The organism is Rhizobium sp. AAP116, from assembly GCF_001295785.1.
Lineage (GTDB): Bacteria > Pseudomonadota > Alphaproteobacteria > Rhizobiales > Rhizobiaceae > Allorhizobium.
The window spans coordinates 21270-44993 of sequence record NZ_LJIB01000011.1 but is presented as its reverse complement, the minus strand read 5'-3'; the positions used below and the strand labels follow the sequence as shown (position 1 = coordinate 44993).

Annotated in this window: 24 protein-coding genes; 13 read left to right on the top strand and 11 right to left on the bottom strand. The window is 59.6% G+C overall.

Annotated elements, in window-relative coordinates; translation table 11 throughout:
* Positions 1-8 precede the first annotated feature (8 nt).
* The 5 genes from IP85_RS08540 to IP85_RS08520 form a co-directional block, all read right to left on the bottom strand.
* Entirely contained in the window at positions 9-812 is an 804-nt protein-coding gene (locus tag IP85_RS08540; protein WP_054149257.1) for a CbbQ/NirQ/NorQ/GpvN family protein, read from the bottom strand.
* 61 nt (positions 813-873) lie between these two features.
* The gene (locus IP85_RS08535) at positions 874-2220 is read right to left on the bottom strand and encodes a nitric-oxide reductase large subunit (RefSeq protein WP_054149256.1); all 1347 of its coding nucleotides are present in this window, start codon (positions 2218-2220) and stop codon (positions 874-876) included.
* Positions 2221-2247: 27 nt separating this feature from the next.
* Complete coding sequence (locus IP85_RS08530) at positions 2248-2700, bottom strand: cytochrome c (protein WP_054149255.1); 453 nt, start codon at positions 2698-2700, stop codon at positions 2248-2250.
* 155 nt (positions 2701-2855) lie between these two features.
* On the bottom strand, positions 2856-3131 hold the full coding sequence (locus tag IP85_RS08525; RefSeq protein ID WP_054149254.1) for a cytochrome C oxidase subunit IV family protein: 276 nt from the start codon (positions 3129-3131) through the stop codon (positions 2856-2858).
* Between the two features lie 8 nt (positions 3132-3139).
* A complete protein-coding gene (locus tag IP85_RS08520) occupies positions 3140-3685 on the bottom strand; it encodes a cytochrome c oxidase subunit 3 (protein ID WP_054149253.1) in 546 nt (181 codons plus the stop codon).
* 124 nt (positions 3686-3809) lie between these two features.
* Between IP85_RS08520 and IP85_RS22375 the strand changes: the two genes are divergently transcribed.
* The 8 genes from IP85_RS22375 (at position 3810) to IP85_RS08485 (ending at position 10246) form a co-directional block, all read left to right on the top strand.
* On the top strand, positions 3810-3965 hold the full coding sequence (locus IP85_RS22375; RefSeq protein WP_165222442.1) for a hypothetical protein: 156 nt from the start codon (positions 3810-3812) through the stop codon (positions 3963-3965).
* 10 nt (positions 3966-3975) lie between these two features.
* On the top strand, positions 3976-4452 hold the full coding sequence (locus IP85_RS08515) for a hemerythrin domain-containing protein (protein ID WP_054149252.1): 477 nt from the start codon (positions 3976-3978) through the stop codon (positions 4450-4452).
* A complete protein-coding gene (locus IP85_RS08510; protein WP_054149251.1) occupies positions 4449-5132 on the top strand; it encodes an NnrU family protein in 684 nt (227 codons plus the stop codon). Before IP85_RS08515 ends, IP85_RS08510 begins: the two co-directional genes overlap by 4 nt.
* Positions 5133-5235: 103 nt before the next feature.
* Positions 5236-6273, top strand: a complete 1038-nt coding sequence (locus IP85_RS08505; RefSeq protein ID WP_082347628.1) for an ABC transporter substrate-binding protein — start codon at positions 5236-5238, stop codon at positions 6271-6273.
* Positions 6274-6284: 11 nt separating this feature from the next.
* Complete coding sequence (locus IP85_RS08500) at positions 6285-7091, top strand: ABC transporter permease subunit (protein ID WP_054149250.1); 807 nt, start codon at positions 6285-6287, stop codon at positions 7089-7091.
* Positions 7088-7837, top strand: a complete 750-nt coding sequence (locus IP85_RS08495; RefSeq protein ID WP_054149249.1) for an ATP-binding cassette domain-containing protein — start codon at positions 7088-7090, stop codon at positions 7835-7837. Before IP85_RS08500 ends, IP85_RS08495 begins: the two co-directional genes overlap by 4 nt.
* Positions 7834-9054, top strand: coding sequence for an NnrS family protein (locus tag IP85_RS08490; RefSeq protein WP_054149248.1), 1221 nt, complete (start codon positions 7834-7836; stop codon positions 9052-9054). Before IP85_RS08495 ends, IP85_RS08490 begins: the two co-directional genes overlap by 4 nt.
* Position 9055: 1 nt before the next feature.
* Complete coding sequence (locus IP85_RS08485; RefSeq protein ID WP_054149247.1) at positions 9056-10246, top strand: NnrS family protein; 1191 nt, start codon at positions 9056-9058, stop codon at positions 10244-10246.
* Between the two features lie 19 nt (positions 10247-10265).
* Here IP85_RS08485 and IP85_RS08480 read toward each other — a convergent pair whose 3' ends face one another.
* Together IP85_RS08480 and IP85_RS08475 are read right to left on the bottom strand one after the other, a co-directional pair.
* Positions 10266-10835: a UbiX family flavin prenyltransferase gene (locus IP85_RS08480; RefSeq protein WP_156322792.1), complete on the bottom strand. Its 570-nt coding sequence runs from the start codon at positions 10833-10835 to the stop codon at positions 10266-10268.
* Positions 10832-12355: a UbiD family decarboxylase gene (locus IP85_RS08475; RefSeq protein WP_054149491.1), complete on the bottom strand. Its 1524-nt coding sequence runs from the start codon at positions 12353-12355 to the stop codon at positions 10832-10834. The genes IP85_RS08480 and IP85_RS08475 overlap by 4 nt, the downstream gene beginning before the upstream one ends.
* Positions 12356-12463: 108 nt before the next feature.
* Here IP85_RS08475 and IP85_RS08470 point away from each other — a divergent pair, with 108 nt between their 5' ends.
* The 5 genes from IP85_RS08470 to IP85_RS22370 all read left to right on the top strand — a co-directional run bounded on the left by IP85_RS08470 (position 12464) and on the right by IP85_RS22370 (position 18329).
* Positions 12464-12967 (top strand): SCP2 sterol-binding domain-containing protein, encoded by a 504-nt coding sequence (locus IP85_RS08470; protein ID WP_054149246.1) that lies wholly within the window; start codon positions 12464-12466, stop codon positions 12965-12967.
* Complete coding sequence (locus tag IP85_RS08465) at positions 12967-13944, top strand: peptidase U32 family protein (protein WP_054149245.1); 978 nt, start codon at positions 12967-12969, stop codon at positions 13942-13944. Before IP85_RS08470 ends, IP85_RS08465 begins: the two co-directional genes overlap by 1 nt.
* Positions 13941-14864 carry a U32 family peptidase gene (locus tag IP85_RS08460; RefSeq protein WP_054149244.1) on the top strand — a complete coding sequence of 308 codons (924 nt, stop codon included), beginning with the start codon at positions 13941-13943 and terminating at the stop codon, positions 14862-14864. The genes IP85_RS08465 and IP85_RS08460 overlap by 4 nt, the downstream gene beginning before the upstream one ends.
* 117 nt (positions 14865-14981) lie before the next feature.
* Positions 14982-15644: an iron-sulfur cluster repair di-iron protein gene (gene ric / locus IP85_RS08455; RefSeq protein WP_054149243.1), complete on the top strand. Its 663-nt coding sequence runs from the start codon at positions 14982-14984 to the stop codon at positions 15642-15644.
* Positions 15645-16136: 492 nt separating this feature from the next.
* The gene (locus tag IP85_RS22370; RefSeq protein WP_054149242.1) at positions 16137-18329 is read left to right on the top strand and encodes a methyl-accepting chemotaxis protein; all 2193 of its coding nucleotides are present in this window, start codon (positions 16137-16139) and stop codon (positions 18327-18329) included.
* 107 nt (positions 18330-18436) lie between these two features.
* Here IP85_RS22370 and IP85_RS08445 read toward each other — a convergent pair whose 3' ends face one another.
* The 4 genes from IP85_RS08445 to IP85_RS08430 form a co-directional block, all read right to left on the bottom strand.
* A complete protein-coding gene (locus IP85_RS08445) occupies positions 18437-19615 on the bottom strand; it encodes an HPP family protein (RefSeq protein ID WP_245280839.1) in 1179 nt (392 codons plus the stop codon).
* Positions 19616-19940: 325 nt separating this feature from the next.
* The gene (locus IP85_RS08440) at positions 19941-20654 is read right to left on the bottom strand and encodes an ATP-binding cassette domain-containing protein (RefSeq protein ID WP_054149241.1); all 714 of its coding nucleotides are present in this window, start codon (positions 20652-20654) and stop codon (positions 19941-19943) included.
* A gap of 9 nt (positions 20655-20663) precedes the next feature.
* Entirely contained in the window at positions 20664-21836 is a 1173-nt protein-coding gene (locus IP85_RS08435) for an FtsX-like permease family protein (RefSeq protein WP_054149240.1), read from the bottom strand.
* The gene (locus tag IP85_RS08430) at positions 21833-23047 is read right to left on the bottom strand and encodes an HlyD family efflux transporter periplasmic adaptor subunit (RefSeq protein ID WP_054149239.1); all 1215 of its coding nucleotides are present in this window, start codon (positions 23045-23047) and stop codon (positions 21833-21835) included. The genes IP85_RS08435 and IP85_RS08430 overlap by 4 nt, the downstream gene beginning before the upstream one ends.
* Positions 23048-23724: the final 677 nt, after the last annotated feature.

Below are 23724 nucleotides of genomic sequence, written 5' to 3'. Positions count from 1 at the left end.
ACATTCTCCTAGCGGATGACCGCCTGTGCCAGTTCGAGGAGTGCGGTACGCACGTCAGGTTCGTCGGTCAGCGGCTCGATCATGGAGGCACGAACGGCGTCCCGTGGCGCAAGACCGGCATCGATGAGGCTCGCGCAGTAAACCAGCAGACGCGTCGAGACGCCCTCCTCCAGGTCATGACCTTTCAATGCCCGCAGCCGCCGCGCCAGTTCGACCAATGGCTCTACAGCCGTGGCAGGCAGTCCACTTTCTGCCGAGACAACCTCGATCTCCCTCGCCTTGGGCAGGAAGTCGAACTCGATGGCGACAAAACGCTGGCGAGTCGAGGGCTTCAACGCTTTGAGGAGGCTTTGATAGCCAGGATTGTAGGAGACAACGAGCATGAAGGCCGGCGGCGCTTCAAGCTCTTCGCCTGTCCGCTCCAATGGCAGGATGCGCCGGTCGTCGGTGAGCGGGTGGAGCACGACGGCGACATCCTTGCGCGCCTCGACCACCTCGTCGAGATAGCACACACCGCCCTCACGGACTGCCCGGGTCAGCGGTCCGTCGACCCAGACCGTCTCACCTCCCTTCAAAAGAAAACGGCCGGTGAGATCGGCGGCCGCCAGATCGTCGTGGCAGGAGACGGTGGTCAGCGGCAAGCCAAGCCTTTGCGCCATATGACTGACGAACCGGGTCTTTCCGCAGCCTGTCGGTCCTTTGAGGAGAAGCGGCAACTGCCGCGTCCAGGCTGTCTCGAAGAGAGTGCATTCGTTGCCGGCTGGAGAGTAGGCCGGGATATCCGGCTGAATGTTGCGGGCGATGATATTCATGTTGCTGATCCTCAAAATTGGGGAGAGCCCCGCCGCTTTTTGAAACAGCGGGGCCGCTGTTTCACTCTGCAGGCTCGACATAGCCGCCAAAGGCAGGCTCTTTCTCCTTGCCCGGCATCAACACGGCCCAGACGAACATCAGGGCGGACACAAGCACGACGGCACCGGAGCCGAGACGGACCCAGTAGAACAGGGCCAACTGGTCCTGGACGGCCATGTAGCTTTCGCCGAGCACGCGCTGCAGATGCACCTGTAGGACACCGGCAAAGGTGAGCGCGAAGGTCATCACTGACATCGCCGTGCACATCATCCAGAAGCTCGCGATCGACAGCCACTGGTTATAGGGCTGGCGGCCGCGCATTTCCGGAATGGCATAGGCCATGATCGCAAGATTGAGCATGACATAGGCGCCGAAGAACGCGAGGTGTCCGTGGGCTGCCGTCACCTGCGTGCCATGGGTGTAGTAGTTGATCGAGGACAGTGTGTGCAGGAAGCCCCAGACGCCGGCACCGAAGAAGGCCATGACAGAGCAGCCGATCGACCACAGAAGAGCTGCCTTGTTCGGATGCTTGCGACCGGCCTTCCAAGTCATCACGAAGGTGAAGATGACCATGGTGAAGAAGGGCGCGACTTCAAGCGTCGAGAACAGCGACCCAATCCACTGCCAGTAGCCGGGCGCGCCGATCCAATAGTAGTGATGGCCCGTGCCGAGAATGCCGGAGAACAGCGCCAGCCCGATTATGACATAGAGCCACTTCTCGACCACTTCGCGGTCGATGCCGTTGAGCTTGATCATCAGGAAGGCGAGCACCGAGGCCATGATCAGCTCCCATACGCCTTCGACCCAGAGGTGGACGACATACCACCAGTACATCTTGTCGAGTGCCAGGTTCGTTGGGTTGTAGAAGGCAAAGAGGAAGAAGATCGCCACACCCCACAGACCGAAGATCAGGATGTTGGTGACGACAGTCTTGCGACCCTTCAGCGATGTCATGGTGACGTTGAACAGCAGCATCAATGCGACAATGACAATGCCGATCTTGATGATGAAGGGCTGCTCGAGAAACTCGCGCCCCTCATGAATGCCGAAGAGATAACCGACGACCGCGGCGGCAGCGGCAATGAGGAAGATCCAGAACTGCGCAACAGCAAGCTTCGGGCTGTAAAGCTCGGTTTCCGCTTCTTCCGGCAGCAGATAATAGGTCGCGCCCATGAAGCCCATCAACAACCAAACGATCAGGGCGTTGGTGTGGATCATACGGACGATGTTAAAAGGGAGGAGCTCGGAGAGCGTATTGGGCAGAACGTAGATCGTACCCGCGACGACCCCGAACAGGACCTGGGCGATAAAGAGGCCGAGCGCACCGTAAAAATACAGCATCGCGACCTTCTGGCTTTGATATTTCATTTTGTGTCTCCTTGGGTCACGAAGGGCTCAGCCAGCCTCGTTCGGCGGCCAGTTCTGCGTCTTGATTTTGCTGGTCCATTCGAGGAAGTCTGCGAGATCGTTGATCTCTTCGTCGGTCAGATTGAATTGCGGCATCTGGCGGCGACCTTCGACACCAGAGGGCTGTGCCGCCATCCAAGAACGAAGCGTCTCGCGTGCACCGTCGCGATCGTCCTGGCCACCCCAGCGGGTCCAGACATTGCCGAGTTCGGGCGCGAAGTAGGCGCCTTCACCCAAGATCGAGTGGCAGTTGATACAGGCGTTCTTTTCCCAGATATGCTTGCCGCGCGCGACGCTGTCGGTCAGCGTCGATTCATCTGTTGAAGTAGTGCGGATGTAGTAATGGCTGTGGGCGGTGAGCCCCACGAAGATCGCAAAAAAGAAAATGGAGCCGCCATAGAAGACGTTGCGCGCTCCGGTCTTGGTCAGGCGCTCTGCCATGCCCTTGTCCTTCCGTCTGCCAGGCTTGAAAGGCCCGACCTGGTTTCCCCGCCTCGAAGGCTTCGGCGATCCCCTCGCCGGCTCTGCGGGATGTTCTTTTCATAGAGAGTGATCGGAGTTGTTCTTTGCGCTTTGGCAAGCAACGGCGCGAATGTTCAGCCCAAAAGAAGGACCACCAGCGACCGAGACAGGGCGGCGATCAGAATGATGCTCAACCAGCATATGAGCGCAATCCGCATGGGATGATGTCCACCCCTGAGTTCGAGGAAGTCGAGCACCACAAGCCGTCCCTTGGCAAAGGCAATCGCAAGAACGGCGGCAATCGGTACGATCGTTGGACCGGCGAGCGCCGTAACAATCGCGCCACCAATTGCAAAGGTCATCAGCATGGCGAGCACACCCACCAAATCCTCGTGCTGTCTGCGGGTCATGAGAAGCCTCACGCAAGATAGAGAATGGGAAAGATGACCAACCAGACGAGGTCAATCACATGCCAGAGTGTGGCGATCAGAACCAGGTTTTCCCGTGCCGGGCGCCAGGCGACAAGAAGAAGAGCAATAGCGCCGAAAAAGACATGCAGCAGATGGAAGCCGGTGATGATGAAATAGAGCTCGAAGAAGGTGTCGAGCGTTGCATCCTGAGCGTAGCGAACCTCACCCCAGTATTCGAAGAGCTTGACCGCCACGAAGCAGAAGCCGAGCAGGGCTGCAATCGTCAACGGCCGTTTCACCGCCTCGAGATCAAGCCGACTTCGCATCGCCACGGCGACAAAGTAACCGCTGACCAGCAGGATAAGCGTGTTCGCGCCGGCGATCCCCGGCCTTAAATGCAGACGCGCCAGTTCGAAGGCCTGAGCATCAAAGGTCGACACGACGAGGAAGCCAAGGATCAGGATGCCGAAAGCGATCAGCTCGCTCCACACCAGGATCCAGAGCAGCATGTGGTCGTCCTTTGCCTCGTCCTGGAGGCTCGTTTGCATAGCCATGGTCAGATCTCCCGTTGGTCGGGATCGGTTCTAAAGGAAAATCCGAAGCGCTCTTTGTGGGAGCGCAAAGAAGACTGACGAAAGACAAGGCAGAGTGCTTCCACAACAGAAGGGAATGACTGAAATGACGGATGCACAAATCGGCCTTGTCGTTGCGACACCTGTCATCATGGGCTTTGCCCTGATGCTGAAACGCATGGGGGTACTCCAGGGCGGAGGCACTCTAGCCGCCGTTCTGACTTCGCTTGCCATCGGCGTCATCCTGTTCATCGGCCAATAAGGGAAAAACCATGGAAACGACTGCATCCAGCCTGACGGCCTCCGAGGTCAGGGCGCTTGAGGACAAGCACCGCGATCTTCTCATTCTCTGCTTGAAGCTGGAGGAGTTGGCCGCGGACTTTGACACGGGTGAGATTCCCCGTGGTATCCAGAAGGTTGCCAAGCACATCGAACCATTGGTCGCAGCCGCCCACACTCTGGAAGAGCAGAAGTTCTACCCCGACCTCGAGCTGCATGCCGGCTCCTGCTTCGGCTCTCTTCTTCTCGATCAGGTCAAGTCCGAACATCGCGTCGACCGTCGCGCGGCCCGTGAGCTATCTCTCACTTTGGCCGCTGTCGCTCGCAAACGATGCAGACTGAGCCTGGAAACGGTGGCCCATATGGTTCGCGGTTTTCAGGAAGCTGTCCGGCGCCATATCACTGCGGAGCAGATGCTGCTGCAGCAGCTTCTAAACGTGGAACCCGAAACCCAGGTGTTCCCAACATGACCCAGATCGTTCTTGCGCTTGCAGCATTCTTGTTGTTGCATTCGGTGCCTGCCTTACCAGCCATCCGCGGAAGGCTAACCGCAGCGCTTGGATTACGGCTCTACCTTCTAGCCTATTCGACAACATCCGTAGCACTACTGATATGGGTCCTGCATGCCGCCTGGAACACCGAGTATGTAGAGATCTGGCGGCCGGATTCCCGGAGCATCCTCGCCAATCTCGTGTTGTCGCCACTCGGGCTCTTTCTGGTCACGGCAGGCCTAATCAGTCCCAATCCCGCATCTATCAGCTTCATGACAGGCACTACACCTGGCGCGATTACAACTCTCACCCGCCATCCGGTCTTGTGGGGATTTTTCCTCTGGTCTCTCGGCCACCTCGCAGCAAACGGTGACACCAGATCGCTCCTTGTCTTCGGTGGCCTCGGTCTGTTTTCTGCTGTCGGTATCCTTGTCGCGGAAAAGCGCGCGAGACGCAGGATGGGAGAAAACTGGTTACCAGTCGAGAGATCAACATCCATATTTCCGTTGATCGCCCTGCTCTCCGGACGCGCCAAGCTGCGTCTGGATGGACATCTGGTAGCCGGGCTCGCCGTGACGCTGCTTGTCACACTTTGGCTGCTCGCGGGAGGCCATGCCGCCCTGTTTGGCGCAGACCCGATTCTCGCGCTCGACATCTGAGAACAATTCCAGCCGGTAATTCCACACGCTACTTGCTCTACGTCAAACATCCGCGCGCGGACGGCTATAACATGAGTAAATAAATCAATTTTCGGAGAGCGGGATGCCCAACACCCTGAAACACGTCAGCAAGGCGAATATCATTGAGGCAGACGCGGCAGGCTATGCAACAACCCGTCGCACTTTATGCGCTGGCATCGCAGCGACCCTTGCCCTTCCCTTCCTCAACACACGGGCACGCGCTTCCTCCCTCGACCAACTCGTCCTCTTCGGCCCCCCCGCCGGACCATCGATCACGCTGGCCTATGCGGTTGGTAAAGGCCTGCTGCGCAACGTCGCAGATAAGGTGGAGTTTAGGGTCTGGCGCACGCCCGATGAAATGCGGGCGGGCCTGTCGTCCGGATCCATGAGCGCCGTAGTCATGCCGACAACGGCGGCGGCAAATCTCCATACGCGCGGTCTTGGCCTGAAACTGGCCAGCGTAATGACCAATGGCCTTCTCTATATGGTATCGCGCAACGATAACATCGCGGCTTTCGCCGATCTCGAAGGTCAAAGCGTAACCGTGCCATTTCCCAATGACACGCCGGAACTTGTCTTCGATGCGGCGCTTGCCCACCATCGAATGACCGGCAAGGTCAAGGTAGAGCGGGCCGGCACGCCAATCGAAGCCGTTCAGATGCTGCTCGCAGGGCGTATCGACACGGCGCTACTACCCGAACCGGCAGTCTCTGTCGCCATCTTCAAGGCCAGTACAGGTGGTCAGGCGCTTCACCGCGTCATCGACATGCAGAAGGAATGGGGTACCGTCACCGCTACGGCGCCGGTCATGCCCCAGGCAGGTCTCGCCCTGAGCCAGAGCTTTCTAGACGATCGTCCGGAACAGGCGACCGCGCTTCTTGCGGGACTTGCACGGGCGGCAGTCGAGGTGAACGCCGATCCGGCAGCGGCTGCAGGCCAGGCCGCATCAGCACTTGAACTGCCCTGGCCTGTGCTGGAGGCGTCGATCCCCTATTCGAACCTCGTCGCCATTGCCGCTCGGGACGCTCGCGGACCGATCGAGACACTGCTTAAAGCCGTGGCGCAGAGCCATCCCGAAATGGTGGGCGGTCGCATGCCGGACGCGTCACTCTATCTGTAAGGCGGCATCATATGGGCCTGGCTTATCGTGCGGGAAGGGTGGCGCGCTTTCTCTGGTCCGGCTGGGCGGGTCTCGGCGGCCTTGCTGTCTTTGCCGCCGTTTGGCAGCTTGGAGCCGAAGCCTATGGCAGCTTCGTGTTGCCTGCACCGGCCGAGACGATCCAGACCCTGTTCAAGCTGGCGGCAGATCCCGACAACCGTATGTTGGTGCTGTCAACGAGCCTGAGGGCGCTCGCCGGCTTTTCACTCGCCGCCGTGTTTGGAACGATGGCAGGCGTGGTGGCCGGATATCATCCGGCGATCATGCGTCTTGCGCGTCCGCAGGTGACCTTGCTGATCGGCGTCCCGCCGATCGCATGGATCGTCCTTCTGATGATCTGGTTCGGCATGGGGGCAGGAACGGTTATTGCCACCGCAGCTATCGCCGCCTTGCCGCTTGTCTTTGTGGGGGCAGCCGAGGGCATCCAGACACGCGACCGGTCGTTGGAAGACATGGCTCGCATGGCCGGCCTGTCGCCGCTCGTCCGTCTGTTCAAGATATCGCTGCGCCAAATGCTGCACTCCCTATTCCCTTCTTTGGTCATGGCCCTCGGCACGGCCTTCAAGGCAGCCGTCATGGCCGAGCTTCTGGCCAATGCCGGCGGCATAGGAGGCGCGCTCGCCAATGCCCGATCCGCACTCGACGTGGAAGCAGCCCTCGCCTGGATCCTGCTGTCGGTCATCGCTCTTCTCACGGTCGAATATGGAATTGTCCAACCTTTGCGCGCTGAAGCCGAGGCATGGCGGGAAGCGGGCCAACCCTGGGGTGTGCGCCGATGAGCCTTCTCCAGCTCAAGGCCGTGGGCCATGTCTTTCTCGGCCGCGCCGTCCTCGAACAGGTCAGCTTTCATGTCGTACAAGGGGAAATGGTCGCGCTGGTCGGACCATCCGGTTGCGGCAAGAGCACGCTTGCCCAGATCGCCGCCGGGCTGATTATCCCCCGCCACGGCGAAGTCGCGCGAGGTTATTCACGCTGCGCTTTCGTCTTTCAGGAACCGCGCCTCCTCCCATGGGCGACGGTCGTGGCCAACGTGGCGCTCGGCCTATCCGGCCTGCCATTCGCGCGGTCCGAGCGAAGGGCGAGAATTGCAGCGGCCTGTCATCGGGTAGCCCTGGAGGAAAGCGATTGGCACAAGTTTCCATCGCAGTTGTCGGGCGGCATGCGCCAGCGCACGGCGCTTGCCCGCGCGCTCGTCGGTGAACCCGATTTCCTCTATTTCGACGAGCCCTTCACTGCGCTCGACGCCGCCTTGCGACGACGAATGCAAGATCTCGTTGTCGCCACGGTCCTAGATAACGGCAAGGGCGGGCTCTTCATTACCCATGACATCCATGAAGCGCTGCGGATCTGCCACCGGATCGCGGTTCTGGATCGTCACGGCCAAGGAATACTTGACTGCGTCACCGTTCCCGAGAGGCCCGGAAACCGCAGCGAAAAGATGATCTACGAGACGGCGCGACGGCTCATCTCAGATCATCCGCTGTTTGCTGTCGTGGACGAACATGACGAGCGGAGGCTGGCATGAGTGTGCTTCCAGTCATACGGATACTTTTCTCGGCCGATCTCGCGAGGGCCATGTCCCCCGAAGGTCTGAGGTTGATGTTTCCCCTTGCCGCCTTGCATGCGGCGCTGTGGCCCTTTCTTTGGGTCGTGGTTTGGTCTCTCGATCTACCTTTTGCCGTTTCCTCCCTTCCCCGCCACTGGCACGCCCAGGAAATGCTGGTCGGCTCCTTCGGAGGCGCGCTTTTTGGCTTCCTGACCTCTGCCCTACCGGAATGGACGGACACGCAACGCCTCAGTGGACGCCCCCTGTTCTTGGCTGCAGGTCTTTGGGCCGGTGCCCGCTTGCTGGGCTTCTTCGCCGTCGAGAACGGATGGCTGCTTGGCCTCGTGTTCGATCAGGCGTGGATGCTGTTCTTGCTAACCTATGCGCTACGCCTGTCCTGGATCAAGAAAAGCACCGGTCTCCTGGGTTTCATCCTGTTCGTCACCACCTTTGCGGCGGCTGCGGCTCTACTGCGGATCGCGATTGCCTTGGAAGCCTACGACCTGTCGGACCGCGCAATCAGAATTCTTGGGCTCTCGCTTCTAGGCCTGCTGGGTCTCGCCCTTGCCCGCATCACCGTCCCAGTGACCAATCTGATCCTTGATCCGACGGAAAAGACCTCGCCCTACAGACCGCATCCGGGCCGGATCCATCTCTCAGCGGGGTTGACCATGCTGGTGATCGTGGCAGAGGCGGCCACGCTCTCGGACGCCGTGCGCGGCTATTTGATGTTGGCTGCCGGTGCAGCCTTCCTCGATCGGGTCGCCGAGGGGTTTGTGGGGCGCGAAGGCTTTTCCTTCGAACTTGGCGGTCTTTGGCTGTCGAGTGCGCTGGCTGGCACCGGCCTTCTTGTCTGCGGACTTTCCCTGATTGGCCTGGACCTGCCGTGGCTGGGCGGACTGCATCTGGCATTAATGGGGGGCTTGGGTCTCGGCGTCCTGCAGGTTCTCTCGATTGCAGGCCTGCTGCATACCGGTCAACCGCTGCTTTTTTCGAAGACAACCCGGATGGCGATCCTGCTTCTGGTCCTGTCGGTTCTTTTGCGGATCCTCTCGGAGTTCGCGCCGTCGCTCACCCTGCCCTTCAGCGCTTACGGTTTCTCCTCTGCGCTGTTTTCGCTTTCCTTCCTCCTCTGGGCCAAGGCCTATATTCCTCTGCTCTGGTCGCCGGCAACGGTGGATCAGGAAAGGTGCTGACATGACCACAATTCCCGGCCCCTCCATCCCGCAGCGTCTTCTGTCTGGCGGGTTCCGTCTCTTCTTCCCGGGCAGCGCGCTTTTGGCCGCCGTCTCAATCGCTATCTGGGTCCCGTGGTTCCTCGGCTTCATGCATGTTCCGACCCTCTTGCCCCCGGTTGCCTGGCACCAGCACGAGCTTCTCTTCGGCTTTGTCCCGGCCGTGATAGCAGGGTTTCTTCTCACCGCCGTGCCGAACTGGACCGGCAGGCCCGGTTTGAAGGGCATGCCACTTCTGGCACTGTTTCTTCTCTGGATCGCCGGGCGGCTTGCCATCAGTCTCTCTGAATGGACGGGCATGCTCGGCGCGACACTCGTTGCGCTGGCCTTCCTGCCAGTGCTCGCCATCTTTGTTCTGAAAGAACTTGTTGCTGCCTCGAACCGACGCAACTACAAGATAGTCGCCGTTCTCGCGCTCCTGAGCGCCGCTCAGATGTTTTTCCATCATGAGCTCGATCGCTACGGTCGCGTCGAAATGGCCGACCGTCTGGCTCTGTCTGCGATCCTCATCCTCATCTCTCTGGTTGCGGGGCGCATTATTCCGGCATTTACCGGCAACTGGCTGAAGGCGAACAATCCAGGGCGGCTGCCGCAGAATTTCGCCCGTTTCGATCTCGCCGTCATGATCCTTGGGAGCCTTTCACTGGCGATGTGGATCGCTGTCGGCGGCGGTCTTGAAAGCCTCCAGTTTCCCACGGGGCTGCTGATGCTTGTCGCCAGCCTTGCTCATCTCGTGCGACAGGCAAGATGGTGCCCCGAGCGCACGCTTGGGGAGCCCCTCGTGACGATCCTGCATGTCGGCTATCTCTTCATTCCCGTAGGCTTTTTGCTGACCGGCCTGTCGATGCTGTTGGACCACTCCGGCTTCGCCTCGGCAGGCATCCATGCCTGGACGACAGGTGGGGTCGGGGTCGTGACGTTGGCGGTGATGACCCGCGCCACGAGAGGCCATACGGGCCAGGCTTTGACGTCCCCGCACTCGACAACCTGGCTCATCTATGCACCAATCATCCTCTCGGCACTGCTGAGGATTTCGGTCGCAATTTGGCCGCAGCATACCATGCTGTTATTGCCGATCGCAGGCATCGCGTGGATCGTGGCATTCTTGGGTTACGTGGTCTTTTACATGCCGTTGATAGCGCGAAAGGGATAGGAGGGAGCCGTGAGCGCCCTCACCCTCTCCACTCCGGTATCAAGGGTGCGTCCGTCAACCCGAGCAGATCCACGGCACGAGCCGCAATATGAGCGACGAGATCCTCTACGCTCGCTGGATTGCGGTAGAATGAGGGGACCGGCGGCATCACCACGGCCCCCATCTCGGTCACCGCCGCCATGTTGCGCAGGTGCCCGAGGTGAAGCGGCGTTTCGCGGGCAAGGAGAACCAGCCTGCGACGCTCCTTGAGCTGCACATCGGCGGCGCGAGTGAGAAGATTGTCTGTGATCCCCGTCGAGATCGCTGCAAGAGACCGCATCGAACAAGGGGCGACGATCATACCGGCCGTGCGGAACGATCCGCTGGCAATCGATGCACCGATATCGCTTTCCGAATGGAAATGAGCGGCGAGCCCGATTAGCCGGCCCAGCGCCTCGTTGCCCGCCTCATGTGCGATTGTCCGGCGCGCTGCTGACGTGACGACGAGATGCAGTTCAACATCATCCATGGCCGCCAGGAGCCGGCCGACCTGAAGACCGATCGCCGCCCCCGAAGCACCGGACATGCCGAGAATGACACGCCTCATCATGGCTCACCTTCCCTTGTCTTGAGGGATCCAAGTCCAAGTTCGCGCCAGATCGCATCGACGCGCGCCGAGACCTCCGGCGTCATTTGCAGCACGCGGCCCCATTCCCGATCGGTTTCTGCGCCAAGCTTGTTGGTGGCATCGAGACCGAGCTTTCCACCGAGCCCAGGCTTAGGAGAGGCAAAATCGAGGTAGTCGATGGGTGTGTTATCCACCACCACCAGATCGCGGGAGGCGTCGAACCGCGTGGAAAGCGCCCAGATGACATCGCTCCAGTTTCTGACGTCAACATCGGCATCGACTACGATGATGAGCTTGGTGTAGCTGAACTGCGGCAGCATCGACCAAAGCCCGAGCATGATCCGGCGGGCTTGCCCCGGATAGCGCTTGTCGAGCGAGACGACGATCGCCCGGTAGGAACACGCTTCTGGAGGCAGATAGAGATCGACAATCTCTGGAAATTGGCGCTTCACGAGGGGAAGGAAGAGAGCATTCATTGCCTCTCCGAGCACAGAAGGTTCATCCGGGGGGCGGCCGGTGAAGGTCGAGAGGTAAACCGGATTCTGCCGCATCGTCATCGCACTCAAGTTCATGATGGGAAACGGCTCGACAGAATTGTAGTAGCCCGTGTGGTCGCCATAAGGCCCCTCGAGCGCAGTCTCCGCGATAGAAACAGTCCCTTCCAGCACGATTTCCGCAGTGGCCGGAATATCTAGGGGTTGGGTGAGCGCCCGCACCACGCGGCTGCGCTTTCCTCGAAGCACACCGGCGAATGACAGCTCGCTCATGGTCTCTGGCAGCGGCATAACGGCTGCGAGGATTGTCTGAGGATCAGCGCCGATCACGACCGCAATGGGCATATGCCGTCCCACGGCCTGCCACTGCCGGAAGTGTTTCGCAGCACCACGATGGGCAAGCCAGCGCGTGATCAGTCGCCTGCGATCCAGCGCTTGCAGCCGGTAGACGCCGACATTGACATCCCTAGGGTCGGAGGGCGATGCGGTGACGACAAGCCCCCAGGTGATCAGCGGTGCCGGTTCGCCGGGCCAGCACCACTGGATCGGCAGTCGGTTGAGATCAACGCCCTCGCCTTCGAACACGATATCCTGGCATTCGGCGTGAGACACCCTCCGGCATCCCAGCGCCATGGCGGAGCGAAGCACAGGCAGCTTCTTCAGGGCATCCCGGAGCGACGCCGGCGGCCTCGGTTCGCGCAATTCGGCCAGAAGGTCCGCGAGATCGCCAATCTTGCCGCCAGGGATGCCATAGCCAAGTTCGATCCGCTCGCGCGTGCCGAACAGATTGGCAAGCAGCGGTATCTCTGACACTGCACCGTCCGACCGGACCGGGCGCTCAAAGAGCAAGGCCGGGCCTCCCTCTGCCAGGACGCGCCTGTGGATTTCGGTTACCTCATGAACAAGGCTCACCGGCTGCGCGACGCGGAGAAGCCGTCCCTGCCTTTCCAGTTCCGTCATGAAAGCTTGAAGACCGTCGTAGCGACGAGGCGGTGCGTTCTGTGTCATGCGGACCGCTATGACCTGTGAATTCGGTTGCGTCTTTGCGCTGGAGCAATCTGGATTGTCGGCCGTTCCCATAGGCTTGCGACGGTTCAAACCATCAAAATTGGCGCAATGCAGATAACATCCATTCTGGCTCTCCCGCTGAAAGCCGTGCCGCTCATGCCGCTCGTATCAATTGAGCTCGTGGCAAGTCGCCTCTTCAAGCTCCTGCTCCTAGCTCATGGCGATATGTTCGAGCGCCTTGGCACATACAAAAGCTGCCGCTTTTCGTTTGCCCCGACTGATCTGCCCTTAGTCTTCCTGATCGAGCCCGACCTGCCTCGTCTCAAGGTGGTGCGCAAAGACGAGACCTTCACGGCGGATGCAGGTGTCGAGGCCCCGCTGGTCATGCTGCTGGCGCTCCTTGAGGGGCGCTGCGATGCCGATGCGCTGTTCTTTTCCCGCGACCTGAAGGTGATCGGGGACATGGAGGCCATGCTTGCGATGAGAAACGCACTCGATGACTGCGATATCGACCTTCCGCGTGATCTCGCGCGCATCGGGGGACCGGCCGCCCCCATCGTTCACAGGCTGGCCGTGGAAATCCGAAGCCGGTCGCTGAGGGAGATCCAGTGATGGAACTGATCTGTCCGGCGGGAACGCCAGCCGCCTTTCGTGAAGCCGTCGATGCAGGCGCTGATGCGGTCTATTGCGGCTTCCGCGACGAGACCAATGCCCGCAATTTTCCCGGCCTCAATTTCAGCCGGGACGAACTGCACGACGCAATTATCTATGCCCGCAAGAAAGGCTGCATGACATTTGTCGCCCTCAACACCTTCATGCGGGCTGGCGACGAAGAGATCTGGTATAGTGCGGCGGCCGACGCGGTAAGGCTCGGTGCCGATGCGCTGATCCTGGCCGATTTCGGCCTCATGGCCCATGTCAGGGAACACTATCCAGAGCAGCGCTTGCATGTTTCGGTCCAGGCGTCTGCTTCCAATCCCGAAGCCATCAATTTTCTCGTCGAAGCCTTCGACGCAAAACGGGTCGTCTTGCCGAGAACGCTGACGATCGGCGACATTGCCCGCATTGGTCGCAAGGTCAAATGCGAGATCGAGGTCTTTGTTTTCGGCGGGCTTTGCGTCATGGCCGAGGGACGCTGCTCGCTCTCCTCCTACGCCACCGGCAAATCACCCAATATGAACGGCGTGTGCTCCCCGGCGAGCCATGTGCGGTACCGACAGGACGGCTCCGACATGGTGTCGGAGCTCGGCACTTATACGATCAACCGGTTCAGCCATGGGGAGGCCGCCGGCTATCCCACACTGTGCAAGGGACGCTTCGACATCGGCGATGCCCGTGGCTACGCCTTCGAAGACCCCGTGTCCCTCGACGTCATGGGCGAAATCGAAGCCTTGAAGGATGCCGGCGTCTCCGCCTTGAAAATCGAAGGACGCCAGCGCGGCAAAGCCTATGTGGCCGAAGTCGTATCGACGCTGCGCCAGGTACTCGCAACCGCCCCCTCGGGGCGTGGCCCCTTGTTGGCCCGGCTGAGAGCGCTGAGCGAAGGGCAGAAGACAACGGTCGGCGCCTATGAGAAGCGCTGGAGATGAGCATGACCGAACTGACACTGGGCCCCGTCTACTATCTCTGGGACGGCCCGAAATGGCGGGATTTCTATTATCAGATCGCAGACGAAGCGCCCGTGGATCACATTATCCTCGGCGAGACTGTCTGCTCCAAACGGCAGCATTTCATCGAGCCATACTTGGCAGACGTGGTGGAACGCCTGGAACGGGCGGGAAAGTCGGTGGCCTTTTCCTCACTGGCGCTCGTCACCTTGGAGCGAGAAAGTCGGATCGTGAAAGAGCTGATCGAGACGTCGGACTACCCCATCGAGGTAAACGACCTCTCCGCCATCGGCCTGATCAAGGGCCGCCGGCACCTCGTCGGACCCTTGGTCAATGTCTATAATGGCCCAACCGCGCGCTTGCTGGCACAACGCGGGGCAGACCGTATCTGTCTTCCGCCGGAACTTCCCTTTAGCTCGATCGCCAGGATCGCCGCCGACGCGCCGGATGTGGCTCTCGAAGTGATGGTATTCGGTCGCATGCCGCTTGCCATATCGGCTCGCTGCGCCCATGCCCGTTCCAAGGGCAGGATCAAGGACAATTGCCAGTTCGTCTGTGGCGACGAGCCGGACGGCCTGTCAATCAGGACACTCGATCGCCAGTCATTCCTGGTGCTCAATGGCGTGCAGACAATGTCGCATACGTGCCAACTCCTGGTCAGCGAACTGAAGGACTTGCAAGAGGCCGGGGTAAATGCCTTCCGTCTCTCACCACAGGACTGCGACATGGCACGCATCGCCGCCATCTTCCAGGAAACGCTGTCAGGCAGCATGGAACCCCGAGAGGCCGTCGAACTGATCGGGCATACTTATCCCAAAGCCAAGTTCTCCAATGGCTTTCATCACGGGCAAGAGGGAGCGGCCTGGGTATCGCGGGCGAAAAACAATGCCCATACGCCATAGCGCGCGGGGGAGTACGAGCACATCTTGTTTGCGAAAGCGCAACGACCGGATCGGCATTCCTCACCATAGTCGGCACCACAGCGATAACGCATTGAAGCGCAAAGCAAGGTGAACTCGATGGAACTTGACGCAAGCCAGACGGTCGGAAAGATCGCGACCTCCCTGCCCGGTGCAGCCGCACTTTTCCGTCGTCACGGCATCAGCTTCTGCTGCGGTGGCTCTGATAGCATCGAGGCCGCGGCCGAAGCTGCCGGACTCTCGACGGAAACCCTGGTGGGCGAATTGCAGGGCCTTGTTGACGCCGCGTCGACAGAAGCACCGGATGGAACTGTTGATCTGATCAATCATATCAGGACACGCTACCACGACACCCACCGCGCGGAACTCATCTCGCTGATCCCTCTCGCGGCCAAGGTCGAACGGGTGCATGGCGATCACCCCGATGCACCAATCGGCCTGGCAAACCTCCTCGAGCGTATCCAAAGCGACCTCCACAGCCACATGCATCGCGAGGAGCTAATGCTCTTCCCGCTCATGGAACGCGGCGACCATCAAGCTCTGACGAGACCCATTGAGCAGATGCGCCACGAACATGAGGTCGAGGCAGACCATCTGACAGAACTCGAGCACGTCACGGGTGGATTTCATCTGCCGGACGGTGCCTGCAATTCATGGCGCGCACTCTACACAGGCGCAAAGAAGTTTGCCGACGACCTGGTCCAGCACATGCATCTGGAAAATGAAGTGCTCTTTGTACGGTTTACCGGCGGGCCCCTCTAAAGCAAACCTATCGAGGATGAGGGATTATGCTGAACAACCAGAAGCCGGATCGAGGCATGAAGCACGGCAGGCTCGCTCCTCCGGTCGTTTCGAGATCGCGGCGGGAACAAGCCTGTGACACCATCTGTGACATGCATGAATGCGTGATCAGTGGCTGTGCCGGAGCCGATAATGTCGGCTACCTTATGGACAGGATGCTATCGCTTGAACCACGACACGGCGACAGGCGATGATCCGCCCATCAATATCGACCAACGTCCTTGCATCTGGAGTTTGCGCGTAAGACGTGCAGTTTTTGACTGAAGCCTTGTCCAGATACGCGGTGGATTGACGCAAGCTGAGGTTTATTTGCTCGAAGCTTGGCATTCGTCAAACGGCGCCGGATCCATTAGATAAGTGTTTACTGAATCACATAAATAATCACTAAAATTCACATCGTATCATGATGTTACGATACTCGGCATGATGCCTCAACTCAGGACATACTGAAAGATGCGCATCACCGACTTTTCGATCAGCAAACGCCTCTGGCTTGCGATCATGATCCCCCTGGTTGCAGCACTCACCCTTGCCTCGATGGAGTTTCTGAACTCGTGGCGCTCCTACCAGCAGATGCAAATCGTCGTCGAAGTGAGCGAGAACATTTCGGCGATGGGCGAGATGATCCACGTGCTTCAGGGAGAGCGGGGGCAGAGCGCTGGATATATCGGATCAAAGGGCAGCACGGACAAGCAACCGCTGGTCACTGCGCGCCAATTGACGGATGAAGCTCTGGCAAAATTGCCAGATCTCGCTGATGCCTTGGCGGGCGTCGACAACGCGGAGCTTAACCGTCGCTGGAGCTCCGCACAGGACACATTGAAAAGCCTCGCCGGCACCAGGCGATCCATCGACAACCTTTCCTTCACCGGAAAACAGTCCTTCGACTTCTACAGCGGCCTGATTGGCGAGCTTTCGGGCATCGCCTCGGAACTGTCCCTCCAGGGTGTCGGCTCGAGGATCGCCGCCGAAATGATTGCCTATAACCTGCTCATGCAGGCAAAGGAGATTGCGGGCCAGGAACGCGCTACCGGCAACGGTTTCATCACGTCAGGCGACATTGACCCCGAGCGCATCGCTCCCTTTGCCCGCATGGCTGGTGCGCAGAACACTCTGATCGACAATTTCCTCGCCCTGCAACAGAAGGAACGGCAGTCCGTCTACGCTTCCCAGCTATCCATACCCGCATTGAAAGAGATCGAAACCACGCGATCGACCTTGATCGGGGCTGGTTCAACAGCGGCCAGCGACTTGAGTGCCGACCGCTGGTTTGCAGCCGCCAGTCAGCGCATTGACGCAATGAAGGCTCTGGAAAGGGCAAGCCTCGAACGTCTCGGCAACGAGGCACGCGCTATCGCCGCAGCCGCATTCACTCGGCTCGGGACGGTTCTGATCCTTTGTATCGTCGGGGCCATTCTGGTCATCGCCTTGTCGGTGTTTCTGGCAGGAACCATCAGCCGTCCGCTGAAGGCACTCGTCAATTCGATGCGCAGATTGGCGGAGGGTTACCTTGAACCCACCGGGCAATCTGCCGACCGTAAGGACGAAGTCGGAGACATGATCAAAGCGGTAGAAGTCTTCCGCCTTTCTGCGATCCGAAATCGCGAACTGGAACTGGAGGCAGAGCGTGCGCGCGACCAGGCCGAACGCGACCGAGTTAACATGCAAATCGCAGCGGAGGCTGAGGCCGAAGCACGCATGAGCAAGGCAACCGGCACACTGGCCCAGGCCTTGAGAAAGCTTGCTTCCGGCGACCTTCTTTGCGAGGTGACCGAGGCCTTTGCACCGCAGTTCGAAGAACTTCGCCATGACTTCAATCGCTCGGTGGTGCAGTTGCGGCAAGCACTGGTCGGCGTTGGCCAATCGGTGGCGACTGTCACCGGCGGAGCATCCGAGGTCTCTTCGGCATCGGATGACCTGTCGAGGCGCACCGAGCAGCAGGCCGCCTCGCTTGAAGAGACGGCCGCTGCACTGGAACAGATCACAGCCAATGTTACGGCCACTTCAAAACGCTCGGATTTGGCCCGAAGCGTAACGAAGAGCGCACGCGAAAGAGCAAGTCGATCCGGTGAAGTGGTACGAAACGCCGTGGCGGCGATGGACAAGATCGAGCAGGCATCGAGCCAGATCAGTCAAATAATCGGTGTGATCGACCAGATTGCCTTCCAGACAAACCTGCTCGCTCTCAATGCGGGCGTCGAGGCAGCCCGCGCAGGCGAGGCCGGCAAGGGGTTTGCTGTGGTTGCCCAGGAAGTCCGCGAGCTGGCCCAGCGTTCGGCGCAGGCAGCCCGGGAAATCTCGGGGCTCATCGGCAATTCTGAGTTGGCTGTTCGCCAAGGCGTCGACCTGGTCTCCGAGACCGGCACCGGACTGGCCGAAATTGGTGAGCTCGTGCAGGAAGCCGCAAGCCATGTGGACGCCATCGCGATCGCAGCGCAGGAACAGGCAGTCGGCCTTTCGCAGGTCAATGTCGCGGTGAACCATCTGGATCAATCGACACAACAGAACGCGGCCATGGTGGAAGAGATGAACGCTGCCGGCGCAGCCTTGGCCAGCGAAAGCGCCACCCTTCAGAGCCTGCTTCTTGGCTTCCGCTTGACCTCACCTGCCGATGGCAACATGGTCCCAGAAAGGATGAGGGCCTGAAACGACTTAGATCAGATATCCTCAAGCACGACGGACGACACAGCGATCCGTAGCCGGTGCTCATGCCGTTCGTAGTTCGGAGCGTTGAGCCCTTCTAACTGACGCCATCAAACGTCTGCTCGAGCGATTCCTCGGGCCATCGCGGCGATCAAGTCGGTTCTCGTGACGATACCGATGAGCTTCCCATATTCCAGGATGGGAACCGCATCGACATCTGTATCACCCAACAAAGGCAACAACGCCCCGAGTGGCGTTGTTGCAATAGCGCGAGGGACCGTGACGCTCATGATGTCGATTGCTCGTATTGGCTTGTCCCTTTCCGGGTCGATCAGTCTGCGCAGAGCGGGCATAAGGCCTCGATCAAGGCGAAGTGCATCTTCCCTTGCTCGGCTTATGAGATGCACCTGGAAGATGATGCCTTGGAACCGCTGCCTCTCGTCGACGACGGGTAGCGATGTAAAACGATGGCGCCGGAAGAGATCCGCGACTGTGCCCAAATCGGTGTTTGCCTTCACCGTGATCAGGTTCGAGGACATGATGGCGGCCGCAGTTGGAGTGCCGGTCTGGTGTGCTGCCGCCTGGAGCTCCGCTGCACCGATTAGACGTGCCAGATCTTCAACGCCGAGATTGAATGACTGTCGATACCGTTGAAGGATGTCGCTTAGCTCAGCTTCGGAAAGGCCCAGCCGTTCAACAGCGATCCTGTCAGATGTCCCATGCCTGTTCTGCTGGTCGAATTGACGAAATGGATAGCGACGCCCTGTCACCCTGGCATAGGCGATCGCAATCAGGACAAGGCTGGCCGTGCCCGTGGCAATTGGCGCAAGCGCGAACCAGAAGCCAAGATGCTCCACAGCTTCCGGGCTCATGGCAGCCGTCATGGCGACGGCTCCCGCCGGCGGATGTACCGCTCGCAGCATGAACGTCACGATGATCGCAAGAGCGACAGCAACGGCGATCCGTAACGCTGGCTCGTAGATGAACATCGAGATTGCCACGCCGACAAGAGCTGCGACAGTATTGCCGATGACTGCAGACCATGGCTGAGCAAGCGGGCTGTTGGGAACGGCAAACAGGAGGACGGCACTCGCGCCAAGCGGTGCGACAAGGTAGAGGCCATATTCGAGATCGACGCCGGGAGACAGCAAGAAATAGCCGGTCAGCCAAAGCCCGATGAAAGCTCCAAGGCCCGCGCGCAGGGCCTCCGTTGGAGCCGTGCCAGTCACCGCCGGCCCAAATGAACGTAAGAACTGCAATTGAATATTCCCGACCGATTGAAAGCACAAACTTTCAGCAAATGATCAAAATTTCAATCGTCAGCCAGTGTGCCGAGGGACATCATTCAACAAGATGCGAGCGGATCGACACTAAGAATCGCATTTTCAATGGTATTTTCACATCTCGGAAGCACTGTAGACCCAGTCGTCGCAAGTGCAACTAGGTGGACACCTGGTGTCCGTAGTGCCCGATCCTGACGCACTGGAGCGATCCAACCCGCTAGCCCTCCAAATCATTCATCCAGGTCACTGAAAGACGGTACTGCTGAATCAGGCGGACTTGTGGAACCACAGGACCTAACTTCATGATTTGTCGGCTCGTATGGCGCATACATTAATAGCTAGGTTGATTATGCGTTCTGTCCTCTGTTTTGACGATGCGACCATCCTCTAGCGTAAGGATGCGGTCAGCACGGTCGAGGATACGGTTGTCGTGGGTTACGAGCAATGTCGTCGTGCCTCGCACTTCACCCATGCGCTTCAGAAGATCGACGACATCCGCCGCGCTGTCTTTATCCAAGGCGGCTGTGGGCTCGTCGGCTAGCACGAGCGCTGGGCTTGAGACCAGAGCGCGGGCCACGGCCACGCGCTGCTTTTGCCCGCCTGACAAGTTCGCGGGCCGATATGTGGTGCGGTCGCTCAAGCCGACCAGGCCAAGCGCATGCTCAGCCGCGCTATGCGCCACGCTATCGGCCACTTCGCCATGCACCTGCACGCCCATCATCACGTTCTGCAGCGCTGTCAGGCTTTCATGCAGATTGTGAGCCTGGAATATGAAGCCCAGACGGCGGCGCAGGCTAACAAGCTGTGACTGCGACGCGCCGTTCAACTCACTTTTCAGAAGTCGCACTGATCCCTCCTGCACGGCTCTGAGACAGCCGACAAGCGTAAGGACCGTTGTCTTGCCAGACCCGGAAGGACCCATCAGCACGGTGAAGCTGCCGCGCTTCAGCGTCAGGTTCACATCAAACAACGCCTGTTTGCGAACGTCGCCACTGCCGAACCAATGGTTCAATCCACGCACCTCAACGATCGCCTCGTTGTTCATCGCAGCCTCCTAAAAAAGATCGGCGGGGTCGGCAGCGTCAAGCCGGCGGGTCGCAATGGCGCCTGAGAGCGCGGAAAAGACAATGGTGCCGAGAAAGACGGTCATTGCCATCGAAGGTGTCATTCCCAGAGGTAGGGTCGTTATCTTCCCCATGAGCGTCAGGATGGTCGTCCCGATAACAAGTCCTGGAATAAAGCCCATGATCCCCAGCACCAGCGCCTCTTCGAAGACGATGCCGAGGAAGAAACGCGGGCCGTAGCCCATGGCCTTGAAGGTTGCGTATTCGCGCAGGTGGTCGGCCACGTCGGTGGACAACACCTGATAGACGATGACGATGCCGACGAGAACGCCGATCAGCACGCCGAACCCGAAGATGATGCCCGTCGGCCGCTTGGTCTGCTGATAGCGCAGATCCTCCTGCGCTGCATCCTGATAGCTGCGGATGCGAAGGGACGGATCGGAGATCAGGGTTTTCAGGCGCGCGATTACAGTGTCTGTCTCAGCGCCGGGGCGCAGGCTCAGAAGAATATGATCGGGTGCAGAGGAACTGCGCGTCGGGAATAGCGACAAGAATGTCTGGTCCGAAACCAGAATATAGCCATCGCCACCGAAGCCCCCTCCGCCGGAGAACGTGGCATAGGCGGTGATTGTGCGGCCTTGCGTTTCAAAGGACAGAGGCGTTTGCGGACGGATTGAAGCTGCTTCGTCCTTGGCCAGCCCTCGGGCCAGCCGATCGAGTATTGCTGCGTCTCGCACCTGCAGGAGATTGAGATCGCCTCCGATCTCCGTGGACAGAAACTCGGTCTTGATCGGATCCACGCCGAAGGTCGTCAGACTGATGTCCTCCTCGCCACGGTCCCAGGGAACATTGGCGATGAAAAGACCCATTCCAGCGGCTACATCCGGATCTCCCAGCGCCTGCAGCAACCATTGCCGAGCCACATTGCCACCATCGGTCAAGGTACTCGCATCGCCGGCCGAGATCATGATGTCCGCCTGGAAGAAATCATAGGGGCGCAATGTTGCTGCCCCCATCGAATTCATGATCCCAAGCTGGACGAAAACCAGCACATTGGCAAAGGCCACCCCGGCAAGTGCCGCCGCAAAGCGGGTCCGGTTGTGGGTCAATTGCAGCCAGCCGATGGGCAGCCGCCCGAACAGGCGTTGCAGCAAGTAGCTCATGGATTGGCCCGTACCGTGGTGTCAATGCGGGCAATGACCTCGAGATTTGTAAAGCGTGCAGCGACATCCGAGGAGGCTTCGTCCAGCACCACCAAGACCTGGATGACGCGCGCGTCCTTGTTTTCCGCCGCATCGTCTGAAATCAGGCCCTGCCGTCCCACGGTCAATCCGATCCTGTCCACCCGGCCTTGCAACGTCACGCCGAGAGCCGGGGTTACCAGCTCCACCGGCTGGCCGACCACGACGTCGCTGATGCGGTCCTGCCAGATCTCAACCTCGGCCATCATCTGATCCGTGTCTCCCATATCCATGATCCCGTCGGTGGGAGGTCGCTGTCCGGGCGTAACATGGATGTCGAGGATCGTACCGGTAATGGGCGCCACGACTTCGGCGCGTGCAAGGTCGAGCCGAGCACGGGCCAGCTCGGATCTGGCGGCATCGACATTGCGGCGGGCGACGATCACATCGGGCTGTTCGTCCAGCGTGACTGCGGCATAGCGCGTCAACGTCGCCTCGGCGCGCACCACTGAAAGTTGGGCGCCCTCTGCCGCGGCGCGGGCTGCATCGAGTGAGGCCTGCGTGCTGACAGCGTTCGACGCGAGCGCCTCCGTTCTCACCAGCGCCGATGCAGCTTCTGCAGCCGTGGACAGTGCTTGATCGAGTGCGGCTTTTGCTTCGTTGCGGCTAGCCTCGACCGCCGCCCGGGTCTGGATGAGGTTGGCCTCGCGCACGGCGAGATTTGCCTCCGCAGTCAGAACGGCACCAGCGAGAGCTGCATGATTGTCGAGCCGCGCCAGCAAGGAACCTTTTTCCACCCGGTCGCCGACGGAAACCAGGATGTCCGCGATGCGTGCATCGCCAGCCCCATAGGGCGCCGCCACGACGGAAACGTCGCCACGCGGCATCACCCGCGCCAATCCCACCACGTCAGATGGCAGCATGGTTTCCACCATCTGAGGTGGAAGCTCGATGTCAGGTGGTAACGCAATGGGTGAGTCAGAGCCGCCGCCGGGTTGAAGCCCGGTCAGCGCATAAAACTTCTGCAAGCCCGTCGGCTGAAAATACATTCCCAGCACAGCGCCCGAGAACATGAAGACTGGGACCAGCAGCACCAGCAGGTACCGCTTGCGAAACCAGCGGCGCTGGCGAGTCGATTTTGGCTCGGACAGGTTCAGATTGATCGGGAGGCTTTTTTCATCAGTGGCTGACATTGCAGGTCACTCGTTCCTGTCGATCTTGAATGGGATGTTGACTTCAATACCCTCGTCCCGGCCTTGCCAACCGGCAAGGATGCCTCGGCGATCAGCCTGCAACGAAACATATCACAGAACATATATTTTTAGTGTTTGATATTGCGCATTTGCGAGCCTGGCTAGACATCCAAGCGGAGGTCTGGCCAGGAAAGATGCGACAAAACTGCGCAAGCCTAGCTTCTATCGGCCGAAATCAGCCGTGGTCACGACGCGGTCTGTGTAGCGGTCCAGAATAGCCATGCTTTACAAGCTTCGGCAGATCGAAACGGAAAACCGCGTAGTTCAACGGCTTCTCGCTTTTGGACCCTTGAACCTCCTGCAGTCAAAATGATATGCCGACCATTGCCTCAAGACGGAGCATCATCCGCTTGTCGCTTGGTCAACGATCAATCGGTATCGTCACCATCGAGCAAGCTTCGGCTCAAATCCGTCAAATGGCGGAACGCAACGCCCCAACCGCCACGGTCGGATGTCCAAGGACGAGCAAGCCGAATGACGGTTTTCAGGGAGCACCAGTCTGAAGCATGAACACCCGAATTCGAGGCAATGGGACCGCCAGAGGGGCGCGCTCCGATCTTAGGCGCCTTCTGCCGATGGTCGAAATTCGCCTTCTCGCAATGTTGTCCGAGTTCGGC